Origin of the sequence: Amycolatopsis australiensis (assembly GCF_900119165.1) — a bacterium.
Classification (GTDB): Bacteria; Actinomycetota; Actinomycetes; order Mycobacteriales; family Pseudonocardiaceae; genus Amycolatopsis; species Amycolatopsis australiensis.
Window position 1 is genome coordinate 763,007 of sequence record NZ_FPJG01000006.1, and the last position, 18,342, is coordinate 781,348.

At 69.9% G+C, this 18,342-nt stretch carries 18 protein-coding genes; 8 read left to right on the forward strand and 10 right to left on the reverse strand.

The window, feature by feature from the left end; translation table 11 throughout:
- Positions 1–22: 22 nt before the first annotated feature.
- Complete coding sequence (locus tag BT341_RS04865) at positions 23–1,564, reverse strand: M28 family metallopeptidase (protein WP_177328743.1); 1,542 nt, start codon at positions 1,562–1,564, stop codon at positions 23–25.
- 82 nt (positions 1,565–1,646) lie between these two features.
- Between BT341_RS04865 and BT341_RS04870 the strand changes: the two genes are divergently transcribed.
- Positions 1,647–2,624, forward strand: coding sequence for an NAD(P)H-quinone oxidoreductase (locus BT341_RS04870; RefSeq protein ID WP_072475116.1), 978 nt, complete (start codon positions 1,647–1,649; stop codon positions 2,622–2,624).
- 5 nt (positions 2,625–2,629) lie between these two features.
- On the opposite strand, the gene BT341_RS04875 is transcribed toward BT341_RS04870, so the two are convergent.
- Complete coding sequence (locus BT341_RS04875) at positions 2,630–3,829, reverse strand: cysteine desulfurase-like protein (RefSeq protein WP_072475117.1); 1,200 nt, start codon at positions 3,827–3,829, stop codon at positions 2,630–2,632.
- Positions 3,830–3,963: 134 nt separating this feature from the next.
- On the opposite strand from BT341_RS04875, the gene BT341_RS04880 reads away from it, so the two are divergent.
- Positions 3,964–4,533, forward strand: coding sequence for a bacterial proteasome activator family protein (locus BT341_RS04880; protein ID WP_072475118.1), 570 nt, complete (start codon positions 3,964–3,966; stop codon positions 4,531–4,533).
- Between the two features lie 49 nt (positions 4,534–4,582).
- On the opposite strand, the gene BT341_RS04885 is transcribed toward BT341_RS04880, so the two are convergent.
- Together BT341_RS04885 and BT341_RS04890 are read right to left on the reverse strand one after the other, a co-directional pair.
- Complete coding sequence (locus BT341_RS04885) at positions 4,583–5,722, reverse strand: epoxide hydrolase family protein (protein ID WP_072475119.1); 1,140 nt, start codon at positions 5,720–5,722, stop codon at positions 4,583–4,585.
- A gap of 43 nt (positions 5,723–5,765) precedes the next feature.
- On the reverse strand, positions 5,766–7,001 hold the full coding sequence (locus BT341_RS04890) for a polysaccharide pyruvyl transferase family protein (protein ID WP_072475120.1): 1,236 nt from the start codon (positions 6,999–7,001) through the stop codon (positions 5,766–5,768).
- Between the two features lie 114 nt (positions 7,002–7,115).
- Here BT341_RS04890 and wzm point away from each other — a divergent pair, with 114 nt between their 5' ends.
- The 3 genes from wzm to glfT1 are packed head-to-tail and all read left to right on the forward strand — an operon-like array spanning position 7,116 to position 9,799.
- Complete coding sequence (wzm, locus tag BT341_RS04895) at positions 7,116–8,069, forward strand: galactan export ABC transporter permease subunit Wzm/RfbD (protein WP_072475121.1); 954 nt, start codon at positions 7,116–7,118, stop codon at positions 8,067–8,069.
- A 6-nt stretch (positions 8,070–8,075) separates the two neighbouring features.
- Positions 8,076–8,891: a galactan export ABC transporter ATP-binding subunit Wzt/RfbE gene (wzt, locus tag BT341_RS04900; protein ID WP_072475122.1), complete on the forward strand. Its 816-nt coding sequence runs from the start codon at positions 8,076–8,078 to the stop codon at positions 8,889–8,891.
- Positions 8,891–9,799 carry a galactofuranosyltransferase GlfT1 gene (gene glfT1 / locus BT341_RS04905; RefSeq protein ID WP_072475123.1) on the forward strand — a complete coding sequence of 303 codons (909 nt, stop codon included), beginning with the start codon at positions 8,891–8,893 and terminating at the stop codon, positions 9,797–9,799. The genes wzt and glfT1 overlap by 1 nt, the downstream gene beginning before the upstream one ends.
- Positions 9,800–9,853: 54 nt before the next feature.
- Here glfT1 and BT341_RS04910 read toward each other — a convergent pair whose 3' ends face one another.
- From BT341_RS04910 to BT341_RS04925, 4 genes are all read right to left on the reverse strand, one after another.
- Positions 9,854–11,344 (reverse strand): hypothetical protein, encoded by a 1,491-nt coding sequence (locus BT341_RS04910; protein WP_072475124.1) that lies wholly within the window; start codon positions 11,342–11,344, stop codon positions 9,854–9,856.
- A 10-nt stretch (positions 11,345–11,354) separates the two neighbouring features.
- Positions 11,355–11,930 (reverse strand): DUF3558 family protein, encoded by a 576-nt coding sequence (locus BT341_RS04915; RefSeq protein ID WP_072475125.1) that lies wholly within the window; start codon positions 11,928–11,930, stop codon positions 11,355–11,357.
- A 4-nt stretch (positions 11,931–11,934) separates the two neighbouring features.
- Positions 11,935–12,384: a hypothetical protein gene (locus BT341_RS04920; RefSeq protein WP_072475126.1), complete on the reverse strand. Its 450-nt coding sequence runs from the start codon at positions 12,382–12,384 to the stop codon at positions 11,935–11,937.
- A 129-nt stretch (positions 12,385–12,513) separates the two neighbouring features.
- Positions 12,514–13,278 carry an ESX secretion-associated protein EspG gene (locus BT341_RS04925; RefSeq protein WP_072481786.1) on the reverse strand — a complete coding sequence of 255 codons (765 nt, stop codon included), beginning with the start codon at positions 13,276–13,278 and terminating at the stop codon, positions 12,514–12,516.
- Positions 13,279–13,391: 113 nt separating this feature from the next.
- Here BT341_RS04925 and BT341_RS04930 point away from each other — a divergent pair, with 113 nt between their 5' ends.
- Positions 13,392–13,637, forward strand: coding sequence for a hypothetical protein (locus BT341_RS04930; protein ID WP_072475127.1), 246 nt, complete (start codon positions 13,392–13,394; stop codon positions 13,635–13,637).
- 51 nt (positions 13,638–13,688) lie between these two features.
- Here the strand turns inward: BT341_RS04930 and BT341_RS04935 are convergent, their stop codons facing one another.
- Entirely contained in the window at positions 13,689–15,608 is a 1,920-nt protein-coding gene (locus BT341_RS04935; protein ID WP_072475128.1) for a glycosyltransferase, read from the reverse strand.
- Positions 15,609–15,615: 7 nt separating this feature from the next.
- Positions 15,616–16,083, reverse strand: coding sequence for a GtrA family protein (locus tag BT341_RS04940; RefSeq protein WP_072475129.1), 468 nt, complete (start codon positions 16,081–16,083; stop codon positions 15,616–15,618).
- Positions 16,084–16,208: 125 nt separating this feature from the next.
- On the opposite strand from BT341_RS04940, the gene dprE1 reads away from it, so the two are divergent.
- On the forward strand, positions 16,209–17,582 hold the full coding sequence (gene dprE1 / locus BT341_RS04945) for a decaprenylphosphoryl-beta-D-ribose oxidase (protein ID WP_072475130.1): 1,374 nt from the start codon (positions 16,209–16,211) through the stop codon (positions 17,580–17,582).
- Positions 17,579–18,334: a decaprenylphospho-beta-D-erythro-pentofuranosid-2-ulose 2-reductase gene (dprE2, locus tag BT341_RS04950; RefSeq protein WP_072475131.1), complete on the forward strand. Its 756-nt coding sequence runs from the start codon at positions 17,579–17,581 to the stop codon at positions 18,332–18,334. Before dprE1 ends, dprE2 begins: the two co-directional genes overlap by 4 nt.
- Positions 18,335–18,342 lie beyond the last annotated feature (8 nt).

An 18,342-nucleotide genomic window follows, 5' to 3' on the forward strand; every position in this document is an offset into this window, starting at 1 on the left:
AGGCCGCCTTGGGGCGCTCGGGTCAGGCGGTCAGCGCGTGCGGGTCACCCGCGACGGCTCGCGCGGAGAAGTTCCGCTGGGCCGAACGCTTCTGCGCCGTCAGCGACTTCGACTTGGCCTGGCCGGGCTGGACGCCGTTGATGCTCTCGGTGCTCGTCGCGTAGACGCCGAGGGCCCAGGCGACGCCGTCCGCGTTGCGCTCCAGCGCGACGCGGTCGATGTTGCCGAGGTTGTCGCAGGCCTGGTGGTAGCACGGGTCGAACGCGACGCCGGCCGTGCCGCCCCACTTCGCCGCCTGCGCCGGGGTCTTCAGCACCTCGGCGCCCGTGTCGAGGCCGCCCGCCGGGATGCCGACGGCGATGAACTCGCCGTAGTCCGAGCGGCCGGTGAAGTCGGTGCCTTCGACCGAGACACCCTTCGCGGCCTGCATGAAGTCGACGAACGTCTTTTCGATCTGCGCCGAGCCGTACGGGCCGGCACCCGCGCCGACGCCATCGGAGTTGTCACCGTCGTAGGCGAAGTAGCCGGCGTTCGGCGAGCCGATCATGTCGAAGTTCAGGTACAGCGCGATGTCGAGCTGCTGCTCGAAGCTCAGCTGGTCGACGTAGTAGGTGGAGCCGATCAGGCCGAACTCCTCCGCGCTCCAGAAGCCGAAGCGGACGGCGTTGTTGACCTTCGGGCTGCTCCCCAGCTGCAGCGCCGTCTCGAGCAGGGCCGCCGAGCCGCTGCCGTTGTCGTTGATGCCCGGGCCCGCCGGGACGCTGTCGAGGTGCGACCCCAGCATCACGACGTTGTCCTTGCGCCCGGTCTTGGTCTCGGCGATGACGTTGTAGCTGGTCCGCGCCTCCTGGAAGGCACGCAGCTCCAGCGTCACGTTCTGCCCGCCGAGCGTGGCCAGCTGCGCCCCCGCGGCCGCCGTGACGCCGCCGGTCGGGATCTTCGCGTTCTCCGGGCCGCCGAGCGTCCCGTTCAGGTCGCCGTCGGTGTTGTTGTAGACGATGGCGCCGATCGCGCCCGCCGCGGCGGCGGTCTGCTGCTTCTGCGCGAACGAGCAGCCACCGCGCTTGATGAGGGCGATCTTGCCCGCGACGTCGGCGGTGTAGTCGGTGACCTCGCAGCCGCTGGTGTCGTCGACCGCGACCACGGCGAGCGGCGCGGTGATGCCGCCGACGGGCGTCGAGACCGTGTACTCCATGGCGATGACCGGAACGCTCTGGCCGCCCGCGGTGAGCTTCTCGGCCAGCGTTTCCGAGTAGGTGAACGGGAACTCCTGGCGGGTCACCTGGAAACCGGCCGCTTCGAGCTTGGTCGCGATGTACTCGGCGGACTTCTGGTGGCCCGTGGTGCTCGCCGCCCGGGTGCCGCCGTTCGTGTCGGCGATCCGCTGCAGCGCGATCAGGTGCCGGTTGACGCCGTTGACGTCGACCTTCTTGACGAGCTGCTTGGCCAGCGCGGGGCCGTCGGGGACCGTCGTCGCGGCGGCGGCCGGGGTGAGGCCGAGCACCAGCGTCGCGCCGGCGGCGATGGCCACCGGCGGGAGGAGTCTTGCACGGAAGATTGACATGGTTGCTCACCTTTGTGCGCTTTGCGAAGTCCGTCAATGCGTCATTCGGCGGGACCTTCCCCGGGCGGTATACGGTCGACGCATGTACGCGATCACCATCCGTGAGCCAGGTGACCCGGAAGTTCTCGAGTGGGCGGAGGTCGCGGACCCGCGTCCCGGCCCCGGCGAGGTGCTGGTGAACGTCGCGGCGAGTGCGGTGAACCGGGCGGACCTCCTGCAACGCCAGGGCCATTACCCGCCGCCGCCCGGGGCCAGCGAGACGCTCGGCCTCGAATGCTCGGGCACGATCGCGGAACTCGGCGAAGGCGTCGAAGGGTGGAACGTCGGCGACGAGGTCTGCGCGTTGCTCGCGGGCGGCGGCTACGCGGAGAAGGCCGTCGTCCCGGCCGGGCAGCTGCTGCCGGTGCCGGGCGAGGTGGAGCTGCTCGCCGCGGCCGGGCTGCCCGAGGTGGCCTGCACGGTGTGGGCGAACGTCGTGATGCACGCGAAGCTGGCGGAGGGCGAGGTGCTGCTCGTCCACGGCGGTGCCGGCGGGATCGGCACGCACGCCATCCAGGTCGGCAAGGCGCTGGGCGCGACCGTCGCCGTCACCGCGGGCTCGGCGCAACGGCTCGAACGCTGCCGCCAGCTCGGCGCCGACATCACGATCAACTACAAGGAAGACGACTTCGTCGAGGTGCTCCGCAAGGAGACCGGCGGCGCGAACGTCATCCTCGACAACATGGGCGCGTCCTACCTCGGCCGCAACGTCGACGCGCTGGCCGCCGACGGCCGCCTGGTCATCATCGGCATGCAGGGCGGGGTGAAGGGCGAGCTGAACGTCGGCGCGCTGCTCGGCAAGCGGGCCAGCGTGTTCGCCGCGGGCCTGCGGTTCCGGCCGAAGGACCAGAAGGCGGCGATCGTCGCCGACGTCCGCGAGCGGCTGTGGCCGCTGGTCGAGCAGGGCTCGGTGAAGCCGATCATCGGCCAGGTCGTGCCGATGGCCGAAGCCGCGTCGGCGCACCGCGCGCTCGAAGAGGGCTCCGTGTTCGGAAAGATCCTGCTGGCGGCGAAGTCCTAGCTCCGTCAGCGCAGTTCGTCGAGGACCCGCACGAGCTGGTTGATCTCGAAGACGTTGGAGTAGTGGGCGAGCCCGATCCGCACGGCCCCGCCCACTTCTCCGACGCCGAGTGCCGCGAAGACGCCGCTCGTGCCGTCGTCGGCGAAGGCGCACAACCCCTGTGACGCCAGGTACTCGGCGACCTCCGGGGCCTTCTTGCCGGCGACGGCGAAGGCGAGCGCGGGGATGCGGCGCATGGCGTTGCCGATGACCATGATGTGCCGCAGCGACAGCAGTTCCGTGGACAGCTGCGCGAGCAGCCCGGCGTGGTAGGACTTCGCCGAGCCGAGCGACGTGACCAGCCGCTCGCGGCGGGATCCGGCGGCGGCGTCGTCGAGACCCGCCAGGTAGTCGATCGACGCGATCAGCCCGGCCAGCAGGGGGTACGCGTGCGGGCCCAGTTCCAGCCGCGCGGCGCCGCGGGCCATCGGGTCGAGCGAGACCGACGAGATCCGCTCGATGAGGTCGGGGTCGCGGAACACGAGCGCGCCCACCGACGGGCCACCCCACGCCTGCGCGGACACGACCATGACGTCGGCGCCGAGCGCGTTGATGTCCAGCGGCAGGAACGGCGCGGCGTAGGTGGCGTCGACGACGACCAGCGCGCCGACCCGCTTGGCGAACTCGATGATCGTCGGGACGTCCGGCCGGGTACCGACCGAGCCCGACGCGAGCGTGACGGCGACGGCCTTCGTGCGCGCCGACACGAGCTGCTCGTACTGCCACGCGGGCAGCTCGCACGTCTCGATGTCGATCTCGCCCCAGCGCACGACCGCACCGACGCGCTTCGCGGCGCGTTGCCACGGCGCGAGGTTGGCCTGCTCGTCGAGCCTCGACACGACGACTTCGTCGCCGATCGTCCAGCGCTCGGCGAGCGCGTCGACGAGCCGGCGCAGCAGCACCGGCGCGCTCGGCCCGAGCACGACGGCGGCCGGGTCGGCCCCGACCAGGTCGGCCACGGCCCGGCGGGCCGCGGTCACGATGCTTTCCGCGCGTTGTGAGGCCGGAAACGCTCCGCCCGGCCCGGACACCGGGGCGCGCATCGCCGTGGAAACGGCCGAAGCGACCTGTTCCGGTACCAGCATTCCGGCGGCGCCGTCGAAGTGAATCCAGCCGTCACCCAGCGCGGGAAAGAGCCCACGGATACGAGCGACGTCGAACGCCATGTGGACACCGTACGGACGTGCGGTTTCGCCGCGAACCCGGGGTTGGGTGGAGAGCCACCGGGAACCCCGGGAGCGGCTACGCTCGGAGACGGACACCGCGCGGGTGTCGCGGAGCGTGTCGAACGCGAGCCAGGATGGAGCACATGACCGAGCGGAACTTCACAGCCGGTGACGCTGGCCAGGAATCTTCACCCCACGTGGTGGTCGTGGGCCCGGACGGCACCCCGGTGGGAGCGGCGAAGCTGCCCACGGAGGAAAACCAGGAGTCGGTCGGCGATCTCGTCGAAGAGCCGGCGAAGGTGATGCGGATCGGCACGATGATCAAGCAGCTCCTGGAGGAGGTGCGCGCGGCCCCGCTGGACGACGCGTCCCGCAACCGCGTCCGCGAGATCCACGAGACGTCGGTGAAGGAGCTGGCGAACGCGCTGGCCCCGGAGCTGCAGGACGAGCTGGAGCGCCTGGTCCGCCCGTTCACGGACGACTCGACGCCGTCGGACGCCGAGCTGCGGATCGCGCAGGCGCAGCTGGTGGGCTGGCTGGAGGGCCTGTTCAGCGGCATCCAGACGGCCCTGTTCGCCCAGCAGATGGCGGCGCGCGTCCAGCTGGAGCAGATGCGCCGCGGGCTGCCCGCGGGCCCATCCGCGGCGGCGGGCCACGGGCACGACCACGGCCCGGGGATCTCGGGCACCGGCCAGTACCTGTGACGGCGGTTGTCCACAGACCGAGGGGCCTGTGGACAACCCCTGTGGACAACTACCGGTCGCGGAAGAACTGCCGGATGTCCGCGATCAGGGCGTCCGGCTCCTCCAGCGCCGGGAAGTGACCGCCCCGGCCGAACTCCGTCCAGTGGACGATGTTGTCCGTGCGTTCGGCCAGTGTCCGGACCGGCAGGCCGATGTCGCCGGGGAAGCTCGCCACGCCCGTCGGGACCGTGTTCGCCGCGGGCGGCGCACCCCAGCCGCCGGTCAACGCGGCGTACAACCGGGCTGACGAGTTCGCCGTCCCGGTGAACCAGTAGATCGACACGTCGGCCAGGAGATCGTCCCGGTCGATCAGGTCCACCGACGTGTTCGAGAAGGACCGGAACTTCTCCGCGATCCATGCCAGCTGGCCTGCCGGCGAGTCGTGCAGGCCGTACGCAAGCGTTTGCGGCTTGGTTGCCTGGATCATCGCGTAGCCCGTTCCGGACGCCGAGAACGCCTGGCCCTTCTCGAGTGCCCGGCGGCCGGCGGCCAGCTCGTCACCGGTCAGGTCCGCGAGGTCCGCCTCGCTCCGCGGCACCGCGGACGCCAGCATCGTGACGTGGATCCCCAGCACGCGCGCGGGAAACTGCAGCGCCAGCTCACGCGAGATCATCGCGCCCCAGTCACCGCCGTGGGCGCCGAAGCGCTCGTAACCCAGGATGGTCATCAGCTCGGCGAACGCCCGCGCGATCCGGTCCGGCCCCCAGTCCGGCGACGGCGTCGGGCCCGAAAAGCCGTAGCCGGGGATCGACGGCACGACGACGGTCAGCGCGTCCGCCGGATCACCGCCGTACGCGCGGGGATCGGTCAGCGGGCCGATGACGTCCAGGAACTCGACGATCGAGCCCGGCCAGCCGTGCGTCAGCAGCACCGGCGTCGCGCCCGGCTCCGGGGACACCACGTGCAGGAAGTGCACGTTCGTCCCGTCGATGGTGGTCGTGAACTGCGGAAATCCGTTGATGCGCTCCTCTTGGGCCCGCCAGTCGAAGCCCGTCCGCCAGTATTCGGCCAGCTCCCGGACGTAGTCGACGGGAGCACCGAGCCGCCAGCCGGCACCGGCGGGCTGATCGGGCCACCGGGTGTTCGTCAGGCGGGCGCGGAGGTCGTCGAGATCGGACTGCGGGACGGCGACGCGGAACGGTGTGATCATGCCTCGACGGTAGGAGGGATCGCGGACAGATGCGGTCCTCGAATCAGTCGAGAAACCGCTTCGGCCACCGGCGTCGCCGTTCCGGCTCGGGTTCGGCCGGCGCTCCGGGCGGCTGCGGGCGTTCGACCGGCAGATAGACCGCCTTGGCGACGTCGAGCTTGGCCGCGCGCAGCCGGTCCAGCACGTCCGGCGCGTATCCGCCGGCTTGCGGGCGGTCCGGCACCTGGCCGAGGTCCTCCAGGACCGTCCAGTTCGACCCCAGCGCGGCCAGCGAACGGTGCTTCGTCGCGTAGTAGTCCGGGTTGACCGATACCGCGACGCCGGAAGCACCCGCGGCCGCGGCCAGCAGGTGCACGTGGAACCGGGTGGAGATCCAGGTCTGCCGGGGGTTGGCGGGCAGGCCGTTCGCCCAGACGGCCGAGAACGGGTAGAAGCGGGCACCGGGCAGCTCGCGTTCCAGCAGGGCGAAGACCTCGCGGTCCACCCGGGGAACACCCTCGACGACGCCGATGCGGTCCGGCGGCACCTTCCAGGACCGCAGCGTGGACAGCACCGCGCCGGCCAGCTTGCCGATGCCGACCTCGACGAGGTCCGACTGGAGGCAGAGCATGACCTCGGGCTGGTCGTCGGCCGTCTCGTACCGCTCGCGACCGAGGCCCAGGAAAGCGTCGTCGATGCCGGCCGGGACGTCGACGAGCGCCGCCGACGCCTCGTCGCGCACGTCCACGACTTCGAAGTGGTCCACCAGGCTCCGCAGCAGCGGGGCGACGTCGGCCGAAGCCGGGATGAGGCCGTGCCCGGTCATCGCGGCCCGGCCGCCCGACCGCGCCACCGCCGCTGCGGCGCCCGAGAGCAGGCCGACCTGCTTGGGCCACAGCTTGTTGATGTACCCGCCGCCGACGACGTGCACGACGTCGGCCGAAGCGAGCAGTTCGATGCCGCCGTGCAGGCGGGGCATCATCCCGGGGTCGTGGACGGCTTCCCGCACCCAGGCGGCCGCCTGCCAGGGATCGTCGGACACCGCCTCCCAGCACAACCGCCACAACGTGTCGGTGAATCTCGCCCGGGGGTGGATGCCGTCGAGCAGCACCGCCGCCGGGCCCGGGGAGTGCGTGTCCACCCAGACGTCGGCGTCCGGCGCCGTCCGGGCCAGGTGGCCGAGCCAGCTCGCCGCGATGAGCTCGTCCCCGTAGTTCGGGTGCCCCACCGGCGCGACCAGGTAGTAGAGAGCGCGCCGGGCGGAATTCGTCGCGGGCGCACCCGTCCGGCTGATCACCATGGGCCCGAATTGTACGGTGTGACGCAGGGTGACCCAGGCCATCTTCGCATCACCGGCCGCCGGTTGCCACGGGGTGGACAGGGTCCGGGAGCGCGCATCGGTACCCTCGTCCACGTGCATGCCACCAGCACGGTTCAGGCCGCGAACTCCCCCGTTGCGACGCCGGCACCGCCGGTGTCGGACAGCAAGACGTTCTCGCGCGCCTTCGCCGACATCAATGCCGGTTTCCGCGCCCGCGAGCTCTGGGGTCACCTCGGCTGGCAGGACATCAAGCAGCGCTACCGCCGCTCGGTGATCGGTCCATTCTGGATCACCATCAGCCAGGCGGTCATCGCGCTCGGGCTCGGGTTGCTGTACTCGCAGCTGTTCAACTCGCCGATCGAGGTCTTCCTGCCCTACCTGTCCACGGGCTTCATCCTGTGGGGCTTCATCAGCGGCTGCCTGGCCGAGGGCATGGAGACGTTCATCGCGAACGAGGGGCTGATCAAGCAGCTGCCCGCGCCGCTGAGCGTGTACATGCTGCGGACGGTGTGGCGCCAGACGCTGCTGCTGGCGCACAACATGATCGTCTACGTCGTGATCCTCGTGATCTTCTTCAACGCGCTCGACAACCCCTACTCGCTGGGCAACAGCGAAGGCCTGTGCGTCGGCAACGCGTACTGCCACCCGGGCCTCAGCTGGAACATCCTGCTGGCCATCCCCGGCTTCCTCTTGCTCGCCCTCAACGCGGGCTGGGTGACGCTGCTGCTGGGCATCATCTCGACCCGCTTCCGCGACATCCCGCAGGTGATCAACTCGCTGATCCAGCTGCTGTTCTACGGCACACCGATCGTCTGGCCGGTGGACCAGCTGCTCGGCGGCGGAACGCGTGCCAGCATCTCGTGGGTGCTGCCGATCATCCAGCTGAACCCGCTGTACCACTTCATGCAGGTGGTCCGGGCGCCGTTGATCGGCCAGTCGTTCACACCGGGCAACTGGATCGTGGTCGGCTCCATCACCATCATCGGCTGGGCGCTCGCGCTCGTCGCGATGCGCAACTACCGTGCCCGCGTCTCCTACTGGGTGTGACACAACATGGTCAGCATTGACGTCCACAACGCCTACGTCGACTTCCCGATCTTCGACGCGAAGACCCGGTCGATGAAGAAGAAGGTCCTCGGCAAGGTCGGCGGCAAGATCGGCACCGACACGAAGGTGCCGATCATCGAGGCCCTGCACGACGTGACCCTGAACCTCCGCGAAGGCGACCGCGTCGGCCTGGTCGGGCACAACGGCGCCGGCAAGTCCACGCTGCTGCGGCTGCTCGCCGGGATCTACGAGCCCACCCGCGGCTCGGCGCGGATCGAAGGCAAGATCGCGCCGGTGTTCGACCTCGGCGTCGGCATGGACCCGGAGATCTCCGGGCAGGAGAACATCATCATCCGCGGCCTCTTCCTCGGCATGACGGCCAAGGAGATGGAGAAGCGGGTCGACGACATCGCGGAGTTCACCGAGCTCGGCGACTACCTCCAGATGCCGCTGCGGACGTACTCGACGGGTATGCGCGTTCGGCTGGCGCTGGGTGTCGTCACCTCGATCGACCCCGAGATCCTCATCCTCGACGAGGGCATCGGCGCGGTCGACGCGGCGTTCCTCAACAAGGCGCGGGACCGGCTCAAGGACCTCGTGAAGCGCTCCGGGATCCTCGTGTTCGCCAGTCACGCCGACGAGTTCCTGTTCGAGCTGTGCGACTCCGCCCTCTGGATGGACGAAGGTCACATCAAGCAACGCGGATCGCTGCGGGACGTCCTCACCGGGTACAAGGGCCGCGACCCGTTCGCGGACATGAGCAAGGAAACGCTGCAGCGCCTCGGCATCGAGCCGGTGGCGACGACGAACGGCGGGGAATGATGGCCAGCGAGACCCGACAGCTGCCCGACGGCGCGGTCGTCGGCGTGGTCGTCACGCGGCACCGGCGCGAGCTGCTCGCGGACTCGCTGAAGGTCATCGCGGCGCAGACCCGGCCGGTCGACCACCTGGTGGTGGTGGACAACGGGCCGGACGATTCGGCCCGCGAGGTCGTCGAGAGCTACCCGCTGCCGTACACGTACCTGCCGTCGCACCGGAACCTCGGCGGCGCGGGCGGGTTCGCGCTGGGCATGCTGCACGCGCTGTCGCTGGGCGCGGACTGGATCTGGCTGGCCGACGACGACGGCCGCCCGGCCGACGAGAACGTGCTGGCGATCCTGCTGGAAGAGGCGGAAAAGCGGGACCTGGCGGAGATCTCGCCGGTGGTGTCCAACATCGACGCCCCGGACAAGCTGGCGTTTCCGCTGCGCCGCGGCCTGACCTGGAAGCGGTCCCAGTCGGAGCTGGGCGCGGACTTCCTGCCGGGCATCGCGTCCCTGATGAACGGCGCGCTGTTCCGGGCGTCCACTTTGGACGTGGTCGGCGTCCCGGACCTGCGCCTGTTCTTCCGCGGCGACGAGGTGGAGCTGCACCGCCGGCTGGCCCGCTCGGGCCTGCCGTTCGGCACGTCGCTGAAGACGAAGTACCTGCACCCGGACGGCTCGGACGAGTTCAAGCCCATGCTGGGCGGCAAGTTCCACGCGCAGGACCCGGAGAACGAGGTCAAGCGGTACTACACCTACCGCAACCGCGGATATCTGTTGTCGCAGCCGGGAATGCGCAAGATCGGCGCGCTGGAGATCGTCCGGTTCGGACTGTACTTCGTGGGCGTGAAGCGCGACCCGAAGGCGTTCCTGCAGTGGCTCAAGCTGGTCCGGCAGGGCCGCGCGGAGAAGTTCTACCGCTACTGACAGAGGTTCCAGCGAAACGGCCCCGGTTGCCCGGGGCCGTTTCGCGTTCGTCCGTTATTCGCCGATGACCGGCGGGGCGGTGCGCAGGTCCGTGCCGAAGACCTCGTCCGGGTCACCCTCGACCAGGTACGTCGGCCGCGAGTGCTCCGTGTCCTCGTCGCCCTCGCCCTTCTGGCCGCGGCCCAGGCCGCCCGCGCCCATGCCGCCGCGGCCCGCTGCGCTGCCCGAGCCGAGGCCGCCCATTCCGCGTCCGGCGGCCGCTTCCGCCGCGCCGATGCCACCCGGCCGGGCCGCGCCCGACGCGGCACCCGCGCCCGTCGCGTTGCCGGCGCCCGAGCCGCCGGGGCCGAAGCCACCGCCGCGGCCGGCGCCGCCACCACCGCCGATCTTCGAGTTGTAGGCCTCGTCGCCGCCGAAGTTCATTCCGCCCATCGGCATCGGGCTCATCGGCGGCATGCCGCCGAAGGACTGGTTCGGGTTCGACGCCGAACCGCTCGCGACCGGGCTCGGCGTGAAGCTCGACGGCGTCGTCGTGCCCGCGGGCACGAACCCCGACCCGGTGGTCGAGCCGGGCCCGGAAAAGTGCGGGTTGCCGGTGGTGCCGGAGACGAAGCCGCTGGTACCGCCGGGGGTGCTCACCGAGCCGGGCCCGGGCATGTTCACCGAGCTGTGCCCGGGCATGTTCACGCTCGACGGATTGCTGATGCCGTTCTTGTCCCCGCTGCCGTTGGGGTCACCACTACCCCCACCGGTGCTGAAGCTCGGCGGCGGCGCGAAGGCGGGCTGCTTCGACGCGGCCTCGTAGAGGTTCTTGTCGTAGGTCGCCATGACACCGGCGGCCTGGTCGTGCGCGGCCTGGCTGTCCTTCTGCTTCTGAATGGACTTGTCGACGTTGTCGGCGAGGTTGAAGGGGTTCGACGTCGCCCACGACTTGAACTCGTCACCCCAGCTGAACGGAATGGGGTCGGGCATGGAGTTCTTCGCCGTCGCGGCGGCCTGGCCCTGGTCGTAGATGGTCTCGGACGCCAGGCGGGCGTTCTGCGAGTTGGCGTCGGACCACTTGCCCAAGCTCGTGAAGTACTGCTGCGCGTTCTCCGCCGCGCTGCCTTCCCAGGTCCCCTTGGAAGCGTTCACCGCGGTGTTCATCGACTGCGCGAACTTGTCGAAGACCTGGTGGACCTTGAAGTACGCCGTCGAAACGTCGGAGACCTGTTGGACGTTGAGGTTGCTGTCCAGGTAGGCCTTGAGCTGCGCGTGGTCGCTGCCCTTGTAGTCGGCGTTCGGTGCCTGCAGGCCCTGGACGTACTCGACGTCGCGGCCCTTGGTGGCGTCGGCGACATTCTTGTCCCCGATCTCCTGCGCCTGGTTCTTGGCCTTGGCCTGGGCGATCCACTGCTGGACCGGGCCGAACAGCCAGCTGCCCGGCTCGACGCCCTCCTCCGCCTTCTTCTGGAGGTAGGCGTCGCGCTCGGCGGGCGCCATGTTCTGGACTTCTTGCGGCGTCTTGTCCGCGGTCTTCGGCGGCGGTCCCTGTCGCGTCGTCATCTGGGTTCCCCTATCCCTTCGGCAACCGCGGTTCGACAGCGGTCTTCGCGACCGTTTCGGCGATCTGGCAGGCCTCGTCCGTCGAACCGACCGCGGTGACCAGGACGTCCACTCGCGAGTCACCGACCGGCAGGGCCAGCGTGCAGCCGACCCCCTGGGTCTCCGGGGCCTCCTTGGCCTTCCGGCCGTTGACGTCCTTGTCGGAGACACCGGCACCCTGGTCGTTGAGCTGGTCGGCCCGGGCGTCGTCACGCACGTTCACGCCGACCACCATGGACTTGTCGCTCGCCGAGGCGATTTTCTTCTGGTACTTGCACACCCGCGCGGTGCCGAGCGTTTTGTTCTCCGGCTCGTTGAAGTCCCCGTAGGTGGCCAGATCACCTTTTTCCAGGAGCGTGCAGGGATCGGTGATCGACTGGGTGCCACCCCCCGCGGCGGACGAACTCTCCGGGGCAGACGTCTCACCGCCGCCTGCCGTCGAGGACTGCGCGGGCGAAGCGGTTCCCTGCTGCGTGCTGGTGCAGCCGGCCAGGAGCGCGCCACCGGCCACGAGCGGGAGCAGGGCACGGACGAGAAGGAGTTTCATCGAGTCAGGCCTGCCGGGTCTGGAGCGAAGAGAACGCCTGGTCCTCGGTTTCCTTGTACAACCCGGCCGCCCGCGCCAGAGCTTCGTCGGCCTGCTTCGCTACCTGCTGGAGCTGGCTCAACACCGCTTTCGCCGAGCCTTCGGCGTCGCTGGCGCTCTTCTGGTCGTGCTTGGCGACGGCGTGCCCGTACGGGTGGTTGCCGAGCTGAGGTGCCTGGTCGAGCGCTGTGGCATCGTAGCCCAGGTTCGTGAGGTCGTTGACCAGTTCCATGAGCGCGTCCCGGAGGGGTTTCACTCCTTCGGGGGTGATCTTGAACCCGCCGCCCTTGGCGGCGTCCACCAGCTTCTGCGTCTCCGCCGTGACGCTCTGTACCGCGGCGCCCATGCTGGCCGACGAAAGCGGGTTGATCACGTCCGCGAACGAGCCGCCGCCACCGCCATCGGCTATCAACATCGCCGTTCCACCCCGAATCGCTTCGCCCGTGCGTGTGCACCCGGAAGTCTACTAGCCGGGTACCCTGCGCAACCGCCGTTCACCGATCTTCCCCTTCGACGCGGCCGCCGCGCGGGTGGTTCCCGGGGCTCAGAACTGCCCTTCGAGCTGGGCGTACAGCTGCTGGGCCAGCCGGGCGTTGTCGGCCGGGGCGTAGGTGATCCAGCGCTGGCCGTCCGCCGCCGCGCGGGAGGACATCAGCCAGCGGCCCGACGGGGTGTCGAACCAGGCCAGTGGCGGGAACGTGCCGCCGCGGGTCTGGGCCGTGAACTGGCCGATGCGCTTCTTCGGCTCCTGGAAGACGCGCTCGATCATGCGGACCTGGGGGCCGGCGCCACCGCTGTTCGACCGCGGGCCCGACACACCGGCGAACGGGTCGTACGCGTCGTCGCGGCGCTGGTGGCGGGGCTGTTCCACCGGCCGCGAGATGGTGACCGACTGGCCGGGCGCCGCCGGGGTGAGCGGGAGCAGGTCGACGATCGCCGGGACGATCCCCGTCGGGCGGACCTCCTCGAAGACGATCAGGTTCTCGTCCTGCCGGGCGAGCACCGCGAACTGGCCGTCGGAGGTGACGCGGGCGAACAGGTGCCGGTCACCCAGCTCGGCGGCCGCGTTGATCGTCACGCTGCCGCGGACGAACGTGGTCAGCGCCAGCTCGGCATCGGCGTCCAGGCGGCCGCGGCTCCACAGGCCCCGGCCGGTCAGGTCGCGGACGACCGCGTCGCGGATCATCGAGCGCTGCTCGACGGTGGTGCCGACGTGCGGCACCTCGAACGGCGTCGGCGCGCGGCCGAATCCCAGCTGTTCGAGCAGGATGTCCACCGCCGCCAGCGACAGCGAGAACGAATGAGGCATCGCTTCCATCCCCCCGCGGGTTCTTCCGGCCTTCGCCGAAAACGGTAGTCCACCGGCTCCGCCCTCAGCGAACCCGCTTGCCCCGGCAAGATCGCCGCTGGTCCGATGGACGCATGGCCGACCCGAAACCCGCACTCGTGCTGCACCTCGCCACCGGCGGGGAGCCGCTGCTGTTCGCACTGACGACCGAAGAAGCCGGCAAGCTGGCGGGCAGGCTCGCCCAGCTGGTGAAGGCAGGCGCGGTCGAGACGGTGACCACCAAGGACGACTCGGTGGTCGCGATCAACTTCGCCCACGTGGCCGCCGCGTACATCGACGACCTCACCCGCAAGAGCAAGGTCTTCGGTCTGCACGCCTGACACGCCGAAGGCCGCCTCACCGAAGTGAGACGGCCTTCGCTGCGTGAGACTTCAGAGCTTGTACAGGCGCTTCCAGTTCTCGCGCGAGGTCAGCTCCGGCATGGCGCGCTTGTACTGCTCCTGCACCGCCGCGCCTTCCTTGCGCAGCCGCTGGATCACCTTCGCACCCTGCTTGGCGAGGGCGAACATCTTCGCCCGGTCGTAGGAGCGGACGCGGACGCCTTCCTGGTTCGCGTCCGTGACCACCGCCGTGTCGAACAGGGCGATGTGCCACCAGTTCGCCTCGTCGATCGGGACCGCGCCGAGGCCGAAGCGGCTGCGGCCGAGCACCCGGTCGATGATCCGCTTGAGCAGCACCAGGCGCTGCAGGCTGGGCCGCGGCGCGCTGTTGATGATGCCGATGTCGTTGGACGCGATGCCCGGGACGTCGGTCGCCTTGTGGCGCTTGGTCTCCGGGTACGCGTCGCGGATGCGGCGGATCTCCTGCATCGCCGCGACCCCGCCGTCACGCAGGATCTCCGGGCCCTCCAGGAAGTCCTCGACGGCCTTGATCAGCGTCGCGGACAGGCCGTACTGCATGCCGAGCAGGTAGCGGACCAGCTGCGCGAGCAGCACCCGCGAGAGGAGGTTGAGGTTGAACGGCGAGTGCAGCGCCGCGGTGATGATCGAGTTGCGCAGGTTGAAGTACCGGTGCCACTCGTCCCAGTCCTTCATGTGGAAGTCCGCGTGCCACACGCCCGCGCCCGGCAGCGTCACGGTCGGGAAGCCGTGCGCGCGGGCCCGGTAGGAGTACTCCGCGTCGTCCCACTGGAAGAAGAACGGCAGCGGGTAGCCCGTCGCCTGGACGACCTCGTAGGGGATCAGGCACGACCACCAGCCGTTGTAGCCGGCGTCGAGACGCCGCTCCTGGCGGTTCGGCTTCAGCGTCTCCTCGTCGACGCCCAGCAGGTCCGCGGTCGACAGCGAGTGCTCGACCGGCTGGCCGGGCTCGAGGGTGTTGAGCCGGGCGTACTCGGCGCCGACGTGCAGCTGGTTCGGGTGGAACAGGTTCAGCATCTGGCCGCCGACGATGATCGGGTTGGCGGCGCGGTTGGAGAACGCCGTCATCCGGATCACCAGGTCCGGCTCCAGCAGGACGTCGTCGTCCATGAACAGGACGTTCGCGTGCTCGGTGGCGGTGTGCCCGGCCACCTCGTAAAGGCCGCGGGTGAAGCCGCCGGCGCCGCCGAGGTTCGGCTGCTTGATGTAGTGCAGCTTGTCGGCGAGGTCCTTGGCGACCTGCTCGAACCCGTCGCGGGACTCGACGAGGTCGGTGCCCTGGTCGGCGACGTAGATCGCGTCGAGGGTGTCCAGCGACGACACGTCCGCGGCGAGGGCCTGCAGGTTCTTCAGGCAGTCGTCGGCGCGGTTCATCGTGCAGATGGTCACCGCGGTCGGGCGGATCTTCTCCGGGGCTTCGACGGTCCAGCGGACCTGCTCGACGCGCAGCGTCTGGCCGCCCTCGGTCTCCAGGTCGAGCCAGAGCGCGCCGCCGTCGTAGAACTTGTCCAGCTTGCCGGTCAGCGTCACCTTCGCCTGCTTGGCGTCCTTGACCAGCTCGGCCGCCACCACACGCGGCTCGCCTTCGACGTCCGAAGCGCCCATCGACAGCTGGCCCGTGCCGGTGACGACGGCCTCGACCGAGACCTCGGTCACCGTCGTCCAGCGCTGCCAGTAGCTGGCCGGGAACCGGCCGAAGTACGTGTTGCCCGACACCTTGGTGGCCGGCTCGAGGGTGATGGACGCACGTTCGCGCACGGCCGCGCCCCACTCGAGCTCGGCGTAGAGGTCCTTGCTCACGATCGGCGCCGGACCGGCGTAGAGCCCGCGCTGCGCCGTCAGGCGTCCCTGCGGAGTGTGCTCGGTGAACCGCGTCTCGGCGGCCGCGCCGGCTTCGGTGGTCGGCGCCGGGGTGGCTGTTTTACCGGGCATGGGCTCCTCAGTTCTCCTCAGTCGACGGCTCGCGGAACACGACCCACTTCAGCATCACGAAATTGATCACGGTGGCGGTGGCCTGTGACACGGCCCAGCACAGCGTGTGCTGCCACGCGGACGGCGGCAGCACCTGCAGCATGAGCTGGTTCACCCCGACCGCGACGAAGAACGTCACGGTGTAGAGCAGGACGAACGAGCCGATCTGCGCCTTCCCGTCGCGGCGCCCGCCGGCGAAGGTGAACTTCCGGTTCAGGAAGAACGCCGTGGTCGTGCCCACGATGAAAGAGATAGCGCGGGCGACGTCGACCCACGGTGAAGTCGCCATCCCGGCCAGCTGGGTCAGCAGCGTGTACGTGCCCAGGTCGACCAGCGCGCAGAAGCCGCCGATCAGGGCGAAGCGGATGAGCTGGCCCAGCAGTCCCGGGGAGGACTGCGCAGCCGTCATGTCGGCTTGCGGATCGGTCGCCACCACTGCTTTACCTCGTCGCCTGAGCCATGGTCACCCGCGCGGGCGCTTGTGCCTTGATGCGCAAAGTGTAGAGACGGGCACTTCAGGGTCACGTCTCGGGCGTCGGTCGGCGTGGCTACCCTGGTCGAGTGACCCACTCCCCCGAGACACAGCGTCGCACGCTCACCGGCTGGGGACGAACCGCTCCGACCGTGGCCGACGTCCTCTCCACCCCGGACGTCGAGACCATCGCCAGGGCCGTGGCCTCGGCGGGTCCCCGCGGCGTCATCGCGCGGGGCCTCGGCCGCTCCTACGGCGACCCGGCGCAGAACGCGGGTGGCCTGGTCGTCGACATGACCGCGCTCGACCGGATCCACTCGATCGACCCGGACTCGGGTCTCGTGGACCTCGACGCCGGCGTCAGCCTGGACAAGCTGATGCGCGAGGCGCTGCCGTACGGCCTGTGGGTGCCGGTGCTGCCCGGCACGCGCCAGGTCACCATCGGCGGCGCGATCGCCAACGACATCCACGGCAAGAACCACCACAGCGCGGGCAGCTTCGGCAACCACGTCGTGTCGATGGACCTGCTGACCGCGGACGGCCGGGTGCGCACGCTGACCCCGGAGGGCCCGGACGCGGAGCTGTTCTGGGCGACCGTCGCCGGGATCGGGCTGACCGGGATCATCGTGCGCGCCACGATCCGGATGAAGAAGACCGAGACCGCGTACTTCGTCGTGGACGCCGACCGCACGTCGAACCTGGACGAGACGCTCGGCCTGTTCACCGACGGCTCCGACCTCACCTACGACTACTCGATGTCGGTGCCGGACCTGATCTCGTCGGACCACCGGCTCGGCCGGGCGACGTTCTCGCGCGGCTCGCTCGCGAAGCTGGACGAGCTGCCGCCCAAGCTGCGGTCCGAACCGCTCAAGTTCGACGCGCCGCAGCTGGCGACCCTGCCGGACGTCTTCCCGAACGGGCTGGGCAACAAGCTCACCTTCGGGCTGATCAACGAGCTGTGGCAGCACACCGTGCCGAAGAAGGGCGCGCGCGGCAAGATCCAGAACCTGACGCAGTTCTACCACCCGCTGGACATGCTCAGCGAGTGGAACCGCGCCTACGGCTCCAAGGGCTTCCTGCAGTACCAGTTCTCCGTGCCGTTCGGCGCGGAAGACCAGCTCAAGGCGATCTGCCGGCGGATCGCGACGTCGGGCCACTACTCGTTCCTGAACGTGTTCAAGCGCATGGGCGAGGCCAACCCCGCGCCCATGTCGTGGCCGTCGCCGGGCTGGATGCTCAGCGTGGACTTCCCGATCAAGCGCGGCCTGAGCCGGTTCTGCCTGGAGCTCGACGACGCCGTGCTGGAAGCCGGCGGCCGCCTGTACACCGCGAAGGACTCCCGGACCTCGGCGGAGACGTTCGCGAAGATGTACCCGCGGCTCGAAGAGTGGCGCAAGGTCCGCGCTTCCGTTGACCCCGAAGGCGTTTTCGCCTCTGACATGAGCCGGAGGCTCGAACTGTGATCGACGCGGTGGGCAACCCCCAGTCCCTGCTCCTGCTCGGCGGCACGTCCGACATCGCGTTGGCCATCGCCGAGAAGTACCTGGCCGAGAAGCCGCTGCGGGTCGTGCTGGCCGCGCGGCCGTCGCCGCGGCTGGACGCGGCCGCGCAGCGCCTCAAGGACAAGGGCGCCGAGGTGGCGACCGTCGACTTCGACGCGAAGGACACCGCGTCGCACCCCGGCGTGCTCGACAAGGCGTTCGAAGGCGGCGACATCGACGTGGCGGTCGTCGCGTTCGGCCTGCTCGGCGACCCGGAAGAGGTCTGGCAGGACCACGCGAAGGCCGTCGAGCTGGCGACCGTGAACTACACCGCGGCCGTGTCGGTCGGGGTGGCGCTGTCGGAGAAGCTCAAGGCGCAGGGCCACGGCACGGTGATCGCGCTGTCGTCGGTGGCCGGTGAGCGCGTCCGGCGGTCCAACTTCGTCTACGGCTCCACGAAGGCCGGCTTCGACGGCTTCTACCTGGGCCTCGGCGAGGCTCTCGCGCCGCACGGCGTGCAGGTGACCGTCGTCCGCCCCGGCCACGTCAAGACGAAGATGACGGCGGGTCTCAAGGACGCTCCGCTGGCGCAGACCGCCGAGCAGGTCGCCGAGATCGCCGTGTCCGCCGCCCGCTCCGGCAAGGACCTCGTCTGGGCGCCGGCGCAGTTCCGGCTGGTGATGTCGGCGCTGCGGCACGTCCCGCGGCCGATCTTCCGCAAGCTTCCCATCTGACGCGGAAC